This is a genomic window from Paenibacillus piscarius (genome assembly GCF_022234545.1).
Lineage (GTDB): Bacteria > Bacillota > Bacilli > Paenibacillales > Paenibacillaceae > Paenibacillus_AQ > Paenibacillus_AQ piscarius.
Map to the genome: position 1 here is coordinate 57,200 of NZ_JAIEUI010000012.1, position 12,539 is coordinate 69,738.

General features: G+C 54.1%; 10 protein-coding genes. 5 read left to right on the plus strand and 5 right to left on the minus strand.

The window, feature by feature from the left end; genetic code table 11:
• Window positions 1-102: 102 nt before the first annotated feature.
• Window positions 103-912 carry a DUF2161 family putative PD-(D/E)XK-type phosphodiesterase gene (locus tag K1558_RS19000; protein WP_238653227.1) on the minus strand — a complete coding sequence of 270 codons (810 nt, stop codon included), beginning with the start codon at window positions 910-912 and terminating at the stop codon, window positions 103-105.
• A 174-nt stretch (window positions 913-1,086) separates the two neighbouring features.
• Between K1558_RS19000 and K1558_RS19005 the strand changes: the two genes are divergently transcribed.
• A complete protein-coding gene (locus K1558_RS19005; RefSeq protein ID WP_238653228.1) occupies window positions 1,087-2,982 on the plus strand; it encodes a PrkA family serine protein kinase in 1,896 nt (631 codons plus the stop codon).
• A 184-nt stretch (window positions 2,983-3,166) separates the two neighbouring features.
• Here K1558_RS19005 and K1558_RS19010 read toward each other — a convergent pair whose 3' ends face one another.
• Window positions 3,167-4,054 (minus strand): hypothetical protein, encoded by an 888-nt coding sequence (locus tag K1558_RS19010; RefSeq protein WP_238653229.1) that lies wholly within the window; start codon window positions 4,052-4,054, stop codon window positions 3,167-3,169.
• A gap of 203 nt (window positions 4,055-4,257) precedes the next feature.
• On the opposite strand from K1558_RS19010, the gene K1558_RS19015 reads away from it, so the two are divergent.
• The 3 genes from K1558_RS19015 to K1558_RS19025 all read left to right on the plus strand — a co-directional run bounded on the left by K1558_RS19015 (window position 4,258) and on the right by K1558_RS19025 (window position 6,059).
• Window positions 4,258-5,163, plus strand: coding sequence for an AraC family transcriptional regulator (locus K1558_RS19015; RefSeq protein WP_238653230.1), 906 nt, complete (start codon window positions 4,258-4,260; stop codon window positions 5,161-5,163).
• Window positions 5,164-5,256: 93 nt separating this feature from the next.
• On the plus strand, window positions 5,257-5,415 hold the full coding sequence (locus K1558_RS19020) for a hypothetical protein (protein ID WP_238653231.1): 159 nt from the start codon (window positions 5,257-5,259) through the stop codon (window positions 5,413-5,415).
• Between the two features lie 38 nt (window positions 5,416-5,453).
• On the plus strand, window positions 5,454-6,059 hold the full coding sequence (locus K1558_RS19025; RefSeq protein WP_238653232.1) for a DJ-1/PfpI family protein: 606 nt from the start codon (window positions 5,454-5,456) through the stop codon (window positions 6,057-6,059).
• Window positions 6,060-6,380: 321 nt separating this feature from the next.
• Here the strand turns inward: K1558_RS19025 and K1558_RS19030 are convergent, their stop codons facing one another.
• Window positions 6,381-8,816: a transglutaminase domain-containing protein gene (locus K1558_RS19030; protein ID WP_238653233.1), complete on the minus strand. Its 2,436-nt coding sequence runs from the start codon at window positions 8,814-8,816 to the stop codon at window positions 6,381-6,383.
• Window positions 8,817-9,097: 281 nt separating this feature from the next.
• Between K1558_RS19030 and K1558_RS19035 the strand changes: the two genes are divergently transcribed.
• Window positions 9,098-9,700: a Uma2 family endonuclease gene (locus K1558_RS19035; protein ID WP_238653234.1), complete on the plus strand. Its 603-nt coding sequence runs from the start codon at window positions 9,098-9,100 to the stop codon at window positions 9,698-9,700.
• Window positions 9,701-9,752: 52 nt separating this feature from the next.
• Here the strand turns inward: K1558_RS19035 and K1558_RS19040 are convergent, their stop codons facing one another.
• Together K1558_RS19040 and K1558_RS19045 are read right to left on the minus strand one after the other, a co-directional pair.
• Complete coding sequence (locus K1558_RS19040) at window positions 9,753-11,150, minus strand: SpoVR family protein (protein ID WP_238653235.1); 1,398 nt, start codon at window positions 11,148-11,150, stop codon at window positions 9,753-9,755.
• Window positions 11,151-11,542: 392 nt separating this feature from the next.
• A complete protein-coding gene (locus K1558_RS19045) occupies window positions 11,543-12,460 on the minus strand; it encodes an ArsR/SmtB family transcription factor (RefSeq protein WP_238653236.1) in 918 nt (305 codons plus the stop codon).
• Window positions 12,461-12,539: the final 79 nt, after the last annotated feature.

Genomic DNA, 12,539 nt, shown 5'->3' on the forward strand with positions numbered 1-12,539 from the left:
TTGGGCAGGGGCGGCGGTAAGCGGGCGGAATGTGTGTGGAAAAGCGAATACATTGGGCGGCCGGCGATCTTCAGGCCGCCCCATGTAAGCTTGCAGCGCGGCCTACAGCTTGGCCGCGCCGGCGCTGATCTCCGCGACTGCGGCGTACTCGATCAGCGCGGCTCTGCCGGCGGCCGTGAGCGTGTAGCGGCCGCGCTCCACCCGGAAGAACCACGCATAGTAGTTCTTCTGCAGAATCGCAGCGGCGCCCGGCACGCCGCTGTGCTTGCGCAGCGCGGCAGGCGTCACGCCGCCGCCGTGCGGAGCGCCTGGGCCGCCGCCCGCCCCGGAGGCGGCGGTCCCCCCGCCGAGGCCGGCCGCCGCCGCAGCGGCTTCGGCCTCCAGGGCCTGCAGCGCGAGTGCTACGCGCAGCGCCTTCTCGCGGTAGGCAGTCACGAGCTTAACGCGCGTGCTGCCGCCGGTGTTGTAGTCCCCGCTGCGCTCGCGGAACTCATAGAGCAAGCGCTCGCGGCGGCGCACCGCGCTGCGGGCCTGCGGCGGCGCGTCGCCCGGCTCCGCGAGCACCTCAACGAGCGGGGCCTTCGTCTTGTAGAAGACGACGGTGATCAGCCCCAGGCCGAGCCGGCGGCACAGCCCGGTAAGCTCGCCCCAGCGCTGGTTCACCGCGCCCTTCTTCGTCCGGACGCGCTCTACCGCGAGGTAGACGTTCGGGCTGAGCCGCAAGCGTTCCACCCCCTGCAGCAGCAGGGCGAGGTTGAACGATTTTTTCATCTCCACGATCAGCGGCTGGTCCTCGTCCTCCCGGATGCCCACCAGGTCGCACGTCCGCACCTCGCCCTTGATCTCATAGCCCTGCCGCTCAAAAAAAGTCTTAAGCGGAGCATACAGCTCCGTCTCCTGTCTGATTGCCATTTGATTGTCACTCCTGCGCCCGGATGGCAGCTTATTCCTGACCCGGTGATCATGATTCTCTATTATAGCACAGCAAAAAAGAGGTCAACTATTCCGGGCTCCGCGCATAGTTATGTAATACACTTTCTAAGCTTTGGTGGAGCAAGCAGGAGCGCAAGAGGAGGCAGCGAGCCAATGGATATTTTTGAGCGAATAGCAACGCATCGGGCTGAGAACGACCGTTTGGCGTGGAGCGGCACTTTCAAGGACTATATAGAACTGCTGAAACTGGACCCCGCTCCCGCAAAAACGGCTCATGCCCGCGTCTACGACATGATCAAGTCACACGGCGTCGAGGAAATCAACGGGCGGAAGAGGTATAAGTTTTTTGAACAGGAGATCTTTGGGCTGGACCGTGCGGTGGAGAAGCTGGTAGAGGAGTATTTCCATTCGGCCGCCCGGCGGCTGGATGTGCGCAAACGGATTCTGCTGCTGATGGGACCGGTCAGCGGAGGGAAGTCCACGCTGGTAACACTGCTGAAGCGCGGTCTGGAGCAGTATTCACGTACCGAGGGCGGTGCGGTCTATGCGATTGAAGGCTGCCCGATGCACGAGGACCCGCTGCATCTGATTCCGCTGGAGCTGCGCCCGGAGATTGAACGCGAGCTGGGGGTGCGGATTGAAGGCAATCTCTGCCCGTCCTGCCAGATGCGGCTGAAGAGTGAGTACGGCGGGGATATTGAAGCAGTGCCGGTCACACGCGTGCTGTTCTCGGAAGGCGAGCGGGTGGGCATCGGAACTTTCAGCCCCTCCGATCCTAAGTCGCAGGATATTGCCGACCTGACGGGCAGCATCGACTTCTCGACCATTACTGAATACGGCTCGGAGTCCGATCCGCGGGCTTACCGCTTCGACGGCGAGCTGAATAAGGCGAACCGCGGGCTGATGGAGTTCCAGGAGATGCTGAAGTGTGACGAGAAGTTCCTGTGGAATCTGCTGTCGCTGACACAGGAGGGCAATTTCAAGGCTGGCCGGTTCGCGCTGATCAGTGCTGACGAGCTGATTGTGGCCCATACGAACGAGACCGAATATAAAGCCTTCATCGCCAATAAAAAGAATGAAGCGCTCCAGTCCCGCATGATCGTCATGCCGGTTCCCTACAACCTGCGCGTCTCGGAGGAAGAGAAAATCTACGCCAAGCTGATTGCCCAGAGCGATATGAAGCATGTGCATATTGCCCCTCATGCGCTGCGCGCGGCTGCGATCTTCTCGATTCTGACCCGGCTCAAGGAGAGCAAGAAGCAGGGGATGGACCTGATCAAGAAGCTGCGCATGTACGACGGCGAAGAGGTGGAGGGCTACAAGGAAGCCGATCTTAAGGAGATGCAGACGGAGTACCTGGATGAGGGGATGTCCGGTGTGGACCCGCGTTATGTCATTAACCGGATCTCCAGTGCCCTGATCAAGGGTGATCTGCAGTGCATGAACGCACTGGATGTGCTGCGGGCGATCAAGGACGGCCTGGATCAGCATCCATCGATTACGAAGGAGGAGCGCGAGCGGTATCTGAACTTCATTTCCATCGCCCGCAAGGAATACGATATTCTCGCCAAGAGCGAGGTGCAGAAGGCGTTTGTGTACTCTTTTGAAGAATCCGCCAAAACGCTGTTCGAGAATTATCTCGACAATATTGAAGCCTTCTGCAACTGGTCCAAAATCCGCGATCCGCTGACCGATGAGGAGATGGAGCCGGATGAGCGGCTGATGCGCTCGATTGAAGAGCAGATCGGCATCTCGGAGAATGCGAAGAAGGCCTTCCGCGAGGAGATTCTGATCCGTATATCGTCCTATTCCCGCAAGGGCAAGAAGTTCGAGTACAACAATCACGACCGGCTGCGGGAAGCAATTGAGAAGAAGCTGTTCGCAGACCTCAAGGATATCGTCAAAATCACCACCTCCTCCAAAACGCCGGATGAGAGCCAGCTTAAACGGATCAACGAGGTTAGCCGCCGTCTGATCGACGAGCATGGCTACTGCCCGATCTGCGCCAATGAGCTGCTGAAATATGTCGGAAGCCTGCTGAACCGCTGACACAGCTCCAATCAGACCTTCGGGTCCAGCGAAAAGGGAATATCCCGGGCCACCATGATGGCTTAGGGATATTCCCTTTAGATTGCAGAATATATTGTTGAGGCTGCTTAGCCGCCCACTCCTACAGAATGGACAACCCTTCTTGTCAGAGGGCCTCTTATTCTGCTGGAGACTTCTATTCCTGCTAGTCCTCCTGCACTTCCTTGGGCTCCTGCTGCTTGCCGCCAATCTTGAAGCTGATCTGGCCTTTATACTTACCGAGCTGTCCGCCCAAGCCGATGCCTGCGCCTTCGCCGCCGCCAATTTGAGCTTTGGCCTCAGCCCCGATGCCCTTGTTGCCGCCTAGCTGAACATGGGAGTCGAAGCCGGCGCCTTGGCTGAGGCCCAGATGAGCACCTGCATCTGCATCCAGCCCGTGGCCGCCGCCGGCCTGGGCGCCCATATGGACATCGGCTCCTTGCCCGCCGCCAAGCTGGGCCTTGCCTTGAGCAGCCACCCCGTATTTGCCGAAGGCCTGGGCTTCGGCGTTCACTCCCAGGCCTTGCCCGTTACCTATGTGAGAACCGCCTTGGGCTTCGATCCCATAGGAGGGACTGCCGATATGGCCGCCGGCCTTAAGATCAGCGCCGCTGTAGTCCAGATTGCCGCCGGCATGCAAGCCAATGCCGTGCTTGCCCCCGATTTCGCCTCCTGTATCGATATGAATTCCGTTTCCGCCGGTCTGACTTGCTCCAGGGTGGTCGTTCACCGGCTTGTTCGCGGCAGCCGCAGCCGGCTGTTCGCTTTCCAGAACCTTCTGCGGCTTGCTGGCACTCTGAAGCTGCTGCCAGCCGTCCATGGTGTCCTCCGCATGCTCGTTCTCAAGCTTACTTGGAGCGGCCTCAGGCTCGGAGAACCGGACCGTCTGCGTATTCCCGGCAGTTACGTTCTGCTCAGCCGTCTTCGGGGCGGTCTCCTCAGAAGCCCTCTGGCGGACCAGGTGGTGATAATGCGAATAAGGGAAGGGCTGGGGCAGATGCCGGTAGCCTGACGGCTGAACCTGATGATCCGGATTCTCGTTTCTGTAGTTCATGAGGGATACCTCCATTCTTGTGTTCATTACAATAGCCTATTCGCCGGAATTGGAAGTGATACGTATATGGCGAATATAAAAGTGAGCCTGGAGGATTAGCCTGCTAGGATAAGCTGGGAACAGAGCAAGGCTGGAACAGTCCCGCAGGCCCCAGTCTGCTATAATCGGATAAGCTATGTTTTACAGAAAGGCCGGTGGAGCCCTTGAATTACAGCAGAGAGATCGGGCGGAGTATTGATTATATTGAGGAGCATCTTACAGAACCTTTGACGGCGGAGCAGATTGCGGCGTATGCGGGGTATTCGCTGTATCATTTTTGCCGGATGTTCAGTAAGGCGCAGGACATGCCGGTCATGGAATATGTGCGTACCCGGAGACTGTCGCGGGCTGCGGTTGAATTGTTCAACGGGCGGAGAATTACAGACATTGCGCTGGAGTATGGGTTCGAGACCCCCGGCGGCTTCGCCAAAGCCTTCCGTAAGTCTTACGGCTATAGCCCCTCCCAGTATGCGGCGCGGATGAACGGGTATGTCCGGGACCGGCTGGAGTATGACATCAAGGAATATATTGCGGAGCCTGTATTGGCGGTGAAGCCTGCTTTTAACGTAGCGGGGTATGGCATCGAGACCGATGTGGAGGCCGGATATGCCACCCAGGATGTCGCTTCGTTCTGGTATCATTATGAAGGGGACAATCTGGAGGACCAAATGTATGCGAAGCTGAACCCGCAGAGGCACGGGGAGGTCGGTTTATGTATACCTTCAGACACTGGCGGCAATGCTGTGTATCTGCTGGGAGTGATCGTGGAGGACTTCAGTCTGGTCACTTCGGACATGCTTACGGCTGTAGTGCCTGCGGCACAGTACGCGGTATTCACGACACCGCCGGTAGATGCTACCGATCTGGAGCGGCCGGAGACTTTTGCCGAGGTGGTTAAGAGTACCTGGAGATATATCTTCGAGGACTGGTTCCCGGGAAGCGGCTATGTGCATGACGAGGACAAGCTGAACTTTGAATTCTACGATGAGCGCTGCCATGCCCGGGTGGATTCGGTGATGGAGATCTATGTTCCGGTGCGTGAGCGCAGGGTTCATGAAACCATTAAATAGGCTATAGAAATATGGCACTGAAGTCGGAGATTCCACCCCGAACCCACGGATTATTCCGGTGAGATCAGTATTATCCGGGACGGCCAGGAGATCTTGAATTATAATGGAGATTATCAGCGTACTAATCCTGAACAGTACCCTGTGGTATACGAGATGCCGGCTCTGCCGGGGCAAGAGCTGAAGATCACGCTTAAGGGCGAACTGAAAATATGGGATGTCGGGTATACAAAGATGCAGTATATCTGGAACTGAGTACTTGATCTTCCATTAGGAGAGGATGGGTGACGGTTATGAGAATGGCATTTGTGCTGTTTGACGGCATGACCACCATGGATTTCGTGGGGTTCTATGAAGGGGTGAGCTGGGTGGCGATCCTGAAGGCGAAGGAGAACGTATCCTGGACCTTCTGCGCCAACAAGGCTGAGGTGAGTGATGACCGGGGCCTGACCATCAAGGCTAATGAGATTTTGCCTGATCTGGGGGCATTTGATCTGGTCTTCCTCCCGGGCGGTCATGCGACCCGGACGCTCCGCAATGATGAGGAATTCATAAGCTGGATACGGACGGCAGAAGGTGCGCGCTATAAAGTATCGGTCTGCACAGGTGCACTGCTCTTAGGGGCGGCAGGATTCTTAGAGGGTAAAAAAGCGACCACGAACTCGTCAGCCTACGATCTGCTTGCCCCTTACTGCGGGGAAGTCATTAAGGCCCGGGCCGTCCGGGAAGGCGACACCTTCACCGGAGGCGGAGTAACGTCCTCAATCGACCTCGGCCTCTACCTGATCGAGTGCTTAGTGAATACAGATACTGCGCGCCAGGTGCAAAAAAGACTGGAATACCCCTATTATCAGGCGGGTAATCTGAGCGATATTTATTATCCTTATGAAGATAAATAGCCGTATATCCGGCACATGCACCTTTGCGGCCGCTGAATGTGATCGGTTTTTCGACTACATTTGGTCATATTCCGGTAGCCGCCGCTCGATGTGATCGGTTTTTCGACTACATTTGGTCATATCCCTGCGCCACTGCTTAATGTGGTCGGTTTTTCGACTACATTTGGTCATAAACCTGCGCCGCCGCTGAATGTGATCGGTTTTTCGACTACATTTTGGATTCCTCATTCGTAAGAGCACTTATCCATGGGCAGTTGTAAATCAGAATTCCCTAAACAGCAAGAAAAGCAAGCCCCAGCAGCGGGGCTTGCCTTTCTTCTGCTATTGCTGGGCTGCGGCGTCCAGTTGAACCGCTACGTAGCTTCCAAGCTCGACCATGCCTGCACTATCCAGCTTGCTGGCATCGTATTGCTTGATCACCTCCGCAGTCTTCTGCATCAGCTCTGAGCTGTCACTGTCGGCCAGGACACGCAGCACCACCAGAGTTTCGCCCTGCTTCAGCAGCCCGGCGAGCTTGTTCTTGTAATCTTCCAGGGAATCAACCTCCAGCCCCTGGGTCACGTAATAATCATAGGCATTGCTGGTGGCCTTGAACAGAGGCAGTTCATGGTCCAGCCAGTAGGCTTTGTCCATTACATACTCTACATCGGTAGCTGTAGCATCGTTGGAGTTGTAGAGCAGATAAGGCAGTCCGGTATTAGTGGCGTTGTTGGTCGGATCGACATTGACCCACTCATCGCCGATCTTCACCTTGTTCCAGGCGTGACTCACGCCGCTCATTGTTCCTGTTACAACCATCGAAGGGACCTGAACGAGGTCGGACAGTAATTGGAAGGTATGGGCGTAGCTCATGCATACCCCGATCTTTTTGACCAGAATGCCGTAGGTATTGAACGAATCGTTGAATTTCGCATCCACTTCTTTGAAATCCTGTTCCTTGGCATTCTCCAGCGCAGCATCGTCGTAGGTGGTGTTGTCATTCAGGTAATTGTAGATCGCCATCTGCTTGTCATCGGCGCTCATGCCGTCCTTGATGATGGCTGCGATGACCTTGTCGGCCTCGGCCAGAATCTCCTTCTGCTTGGCACGCATCGACTCCGCAGAATCATCGAACTTCACGAACAGCGTCAGCTTCTCATAATCATAGCCGTAGCCGCGGAATCCGAGGATGAGCGGGTTCTGGTACACCACCTTCTGGATGACATCCGATAGGGTGCGGGCATTCTGCGCCTCCGGGAAGGCTTGCAGCGAGATTTCTGTCTCACCGTTGATTAGCGTCAGTGCGAGATACTCCTCCAGAGCAGAGTCGGCATGAATCAGATCAGCCCGGATCGTGGTGCCCGGCACCGCCTGCTTGTTGCCTTCCTCTACCTTGTTCTTGGTATTCTCTTTTTGCTGATCGATGAGATTCTCACCGGGTTCTACAGGATCTCCTGGCGTTCCGGTGGCTCCACTGCCGCTGTTGTTGTCGTCAATGATCGTCGGCACGTCGGGAGCAGGAACATAGTCGGTGCTATTCTGCGGCTCCACATACCCTTGGGTGGCCCCTTTGCTCTGGGCGGCGGCCAGACTCTTAAGGTCTGCTTCCGTCAGCAGCGATACCTGGACATATCCCTTGAGTGCGGTACCCTGAATCGAGTAGGGAAGGTCAATGGGACCGGATGGCTTAAGTGTAACTGCGCCTGTGTCATAGATGACAGGAATTGAAGCTTTGGAGCCGTCAATATACTCGACCGGGACAGTCTTCGGCAGTACTCCGGCGTTCTTGAACAGCTTCAGATTAATATTATCCTCGGAAGCTACGGTGCGCGGCAGCCGTTTGGACAGGGCTACGGTATCGACCGAGGCGCTGAAGCTGGACTCTTTGTCACCCTGGACCGCAGTAATGTAATATTCACCTTGCACATTGTTGTTCTGGATGCTGGTGATCGTCTCATCGACAATTCCCAGCGCTCCGCGCCCGTCCTTCATGAAGTCGTTATAGGCATTGCCCTGCACTGTTGCAATCTTGAGCGGACGCTGATCCGCATAGCCCTGCTCGGCACCGCTCAGCGGTTCATTGGTGTTCTCCATTGTAATATGGGAGGCACTGTAGATGTTGTAGCTCTCCGCGCCCGGCACCTCATTCCAGACCAGGGTCAATCTTCCGTCCGGGCTGATGTCGGCCTGCAGATTCGGCACTGGCAGATCCGATTTTACCGTGAACGGAATGATCACCGGCTGCTTCAGCGGCGTAGGCTTGGACGCATCCAGGTCATAGTTGAGCCGGATATAGTACACCGGGGCGTTCCCCCAGGAGCTCTCTCCCGTGGCGCGCAGAGAGTCGGAAGGGAGTACGCCGAAGCCGAGCGGCTTGATGGAGTACACGCTTTTGCCGTCTACAAGCTGTGAATCTTCCAGAGTTGCAACCTTGCTCTCCGGCAGTGCTTTGATATCGGTATGTACGGACAGCGTCTTGCCGATGGCGTCGGAGCCCAGATCCGTATTGAACCGGAATACAAATTCCATATCCTGCTCCACATTATACATCGGCATGATGCCGGGGTTGCTGTCTTCCTCGTCATCATCATATTTCTGCTTCAGGTCATACACCGTCTGCGAAGCATCCGGCGGCGGGTTCCCCGCAGTGTTCTTCGGCTCTGCCGAAGCACTGGCCTGCGGCGTAGCTGACGGTTCCGGGCTGGCTTCCTTGCTGCTCCCCATGCAGCCTGTCAGCACCATGCACATAATGAGCATAATAACTGCCAGTTGTTTCACTTTCCATTGCCTCTTCACTTTCGACTTCACGTTCACGAATGTCCTCTCCCGTCTGTTTCTGTTTGTCTGGATGAGGGCAATTTGGCAGTAATCCATAATTACCCATTATAAACCACAAGAGTTTTATAACCCATTCAGACACGATTAAAACAAATTTGGGATATTTTATATTTAATAGTCTGAGGGGAGGGGGGGCGGCAAGTGTGCGCTGAGTTTTTCGGGGGAATCATGTTATAATTCAAGTACACTCAATCCGCTTATAGCGAAGGAGGCTGGACTCAGTGTCGAACCCGGATGAGAAGAAGCTTCATACGTACCAGGATTGGCTGTCGTGGGAAGGCCCATGGGAATTAATTAACGGGCAAGCTTATAATATGTCACCCGCTCCGACATCCCTGCACCAGTATGTTGTAGGGGAGTTATATTTCGCATTGCGCACACACTTGCAGAATAAGAACTGTCATGTGTTCGTTGCTCCGTTCGATGTGTTCTTCAGCGAGAGCGATTCTATGAACACGCCTGATCATGTCGTCCATCCCGATCTGTCAGTGGTCTGCTCAAGAGATCAGATTACGAAGAAAGGCTGTCACGGTGCCCCTACTCTGATTATCGAAGTTTTATCGCCGTCAACGGCGCTTAAGGACTTCAATGAGAAGTTCAATCTGTATCAAAAGTATGGCGTTCAGGAATACTGGATTGTCGATCCCGGCAACCGCACGGTTCATGTGTATGCTTTGCAGGAGGGCATCTATCAGGTTCGCAACTTATATTCTGAGCAAGATCATGCGTCTTCGCATGTGTTCCAGGATCTCAAAATCCCGCTGGGCAGGCTGTTTGACATGGAGACCCGGCCTGAAGGCACAAATAACCCAGCCGCAGATTAATTGCACGTAGCAACTCAGACTGCGGCTGGCAAGAACCGATACATATACTTGTCTACAGAAACTTCCGCTGCACCTTTTTGCCGTCATAGGTAAAAAGGGCTTTTTTGTCTTCCACCACGGTCTGCAGATGAATGGTCCGTCCCCACAATGCGTAAATATGCGGGAGCGTGCGCTCCAGATATTTCAGGTCCAGCTCAATGCTCTCGTAGCGGTGGGTGATCAGCAGTTCCCCGTTCCGCTCATAATCAGCATCCTCAATGACAAGATAGGGAGAGCCGCCGTTGACACGGGCCAGCACAAGCTGGTCACGCACATTCTCCCAGGCCTTGTCGGTGATTTTCCACTCTGGGCCTTTTTTCTCAAATACATAGAGGTCCAGGTCGTTCACCAGCTCCTTCGACAGATAGCTGCGGATGAAGGAGATGTCGGAATCGAGCTCACGCACCTCGAACATTTTATCCCGGTCCCAGCGTTTTTCGATGTCCTCGAAGATCTTGAGTCCTAAATAATAGGGATTCAGGCTCTGGCGTGAGGGCTGCACCACAGCAGAATTCAACTTGGCGTATTCGACTGTCTCTTCTGCCGTCAGGTCCAGCTCGCGCATAATCCGCTGATGCCAGTAGGAGGCCCAGCCTTCATTCATGATCTTCGTCTCCATCTGCGGCCAGAAGTAGAGCATCTCGTCACGCAGCATCGTCATGATGTCGCGCTGCCAGTCCTCCAGAACGGTGGAGTATTGCTGGATGAACCAGACGATGTCTTTCTCCGGCTCGGGGGGAAAAGGTTTCTTGCTGTTCGCGTCTGCTGCTGGGGCATCGTCCTCATCGCGGTCCAGTTCCCACAGCTCACTGTACGGACTGGCGGGTCCGGGGATGCGGGGGGCGGAGCCTTTGCGCTCCTTCATTTTGGCTTCGAGCAGGTGGGTCTTGCCCAGCTTACGCGGCTGAATCAGGCTCGGATCGATATGCTCCTGGATCGCCAGCACGGAATCGATGAAGCTCTCTACTGTATCTGTGCCGTAAGTCACCGTGTAATCATTGATCCGGTCAGCGGTGGCGGACATACTCTCGACCATATCCCGGTTGGACATGGAGAAGCGCATATTGTTCTTGAAGAAATCGCAGTGCGCCAGCACATGCGCGACAATCAGCTTGTTCTGCACCAGCGAGTTGCCGTCCAGCAGGAAGGCGTAACAGGGGTTGGAGTTGATCACCAGCTCATAAATTTTGCTCAGGCCAAAATCGTATTGAGCCTTCATTTTATGAAAAGTCTTGCCAAAGCTCCAGTGCCCGAACCGGGTAGGCATCCCGTACGCACCGAAGGTATAAATAATATCTGCCGGACATATCTCATAACGCATCGGATAAAAATCGAGCCCGAACCCGGACGCAATCTCCGTAATCTCGGCAATCGCCCGCTCCAGCGCCTTGATCTCCTCTTCACCGGGCATGATCCATCTCTCCTTCCAGCATATGCAGCGTTCTTCCTATGTATATGGGGGGAGGGGAGGGAGTATGATGGGCGGGATACGCGGGCGTTAGAGAGCAGATGAGTTTTTGTACAAAAATAGCCTAACCCATAGCGAATGCGCTAAGAGATTAGGCTATTTATTGTTTTTCTTAAAATGCGATGCCTTGAATGTATGCGGAAAACAGCACACATTTGCTGTTGCGTGGGCATATGGCTCGAATATATGCGAAAAACAGCATACATTTGCTGGAACGCAGGCAAGTGGCCCGAATGTATGCGGAAAACAGCATACATTGTGCTGAACGCAGGCATGTGGCTCGAATGTATGTGGAAAACAGTATATATACGGTTTAAGCCTACCCAAAACACCCCCTATTCCGCTTCCGTATAGAACAGTTTAAGCAGAATATTCTGCGGATAGTTTCCAAAGTGTTCGCCGAAGATGGTGAGTCCGCCTTTGTTTTTGGAATTTCCGTCAATCCCAATCCTCAGCTTGATGAAGGGGGAGTCTTCGATCTTTAGCTGGGCGAGGGTGACCGATGATATTTTCTGGCCGTCTATTCCGGTGTTGTTCTTGGTGACTCTTAGATGCTTCAACAGGCCGTACTGGCTGAGTTCGTTATTCCACCAGGTTGGTGTTATTTTCCCGCGCACATCTGAGAAGTTTCCCGGAGCCGTCCAGGTGCCTAAGAATACATCGTTGATGTAAAAAGCGATATCACTTGGCCAATTATTGTTGGATTCAGGAAACTCTGAAGAGAGCTCTAAAGATAACTCTAGTAATTCTGCAGTGAAATTGTGGTTGAACTCATTCGGAATGATATATTCAACGAAGCCCTCCGCAAACCAAAGTAAGGAAGCCTCGATCCGCTCATTGGAGACGAAGGTGCGCTGATCATCTAGCTTGCCGATAATTTTAGCCTGGCTGGCTAATCCGCAGGTAGGGATGACCGAGAAATTAGAATAGTAGCCCAGCTTGATTTCATTAGTAATGACTTTAAAAGGAAGATGGAGCTTTTGCGGTAAGTTGAGGGCAATATGATCAACCGCTACAATGAAATTCTTCTTTCTGCTATCTGTATCTTCCAGGTTGTCCTGGAGCTTGATGATCTTGGCGTCCTCCAGTAACCGGATATGGCGTGAGACGATCGCTTTGCTTAAGTTTAGTTTTACGGCCAGCTCACTGACAGTAAGCGGTGTGTGTAACAATAGTCTAAGGATTGAAGCTCTTGTGTCCGATGCCAGTGCTTTCAGAACAGAAATACCATGATCGTCGAGTTCTAAGAACATATGAACCTCCAGTTGTTAACTTTTTAGTTTACAATAATAGCTTTGTTAAAGCGCTAATTTTACTTAGTATACCACAAAG

What these genes read in the sequence shown, in the direction of transcription:
- K1558_RS19000 (WP_238653227.1), bottom strand. Translation starts at nt 912, where the DNA reads ATGGCAATCAGACAGGAGACGGAGCTGTATGCTCCGCTTAAGACTTTT.
- K1558_RS19005 (WP_238653228.1), top strand. Translation starts at nt 1,087, where the DNA reads ATGGATATTTTTGAGCGAATAGCAACGCATCGGGCTGAGAACGACCGT.
- K1558_RS19010 (WP_238653229.1), bottom strand. Translation starts at nt 4,054, where the DNA reads ATGAACTACAGAAACGAGAATCCGGATCATCAGGTTCAGCCGTCAGGC.
- K1558_RS19025 (WP_238653232.1), top strand. Translation starts at nt 5,454, where the DNA reads ATGAGAATGGCATTTGTGCTGTTTGACGGCATGACCACCATGGATTTC.
- K1558_RS19040 (WP_238653235.1), bottom strand. Translation starts at nt 11,150, where the DNA reads ATGCCCGGTGAAGAGGAGATCAAGGCGCTGGAGCGGGCGATTGCCGAG.
- K1558_RS19045 (WP_238653236.1), bottom strand. Translation starts at nt 12,460, where the DNA reads ATGTTCTTAGAACTCGACGATCATGGTATTTCTGTTCTGAAAGCACTG.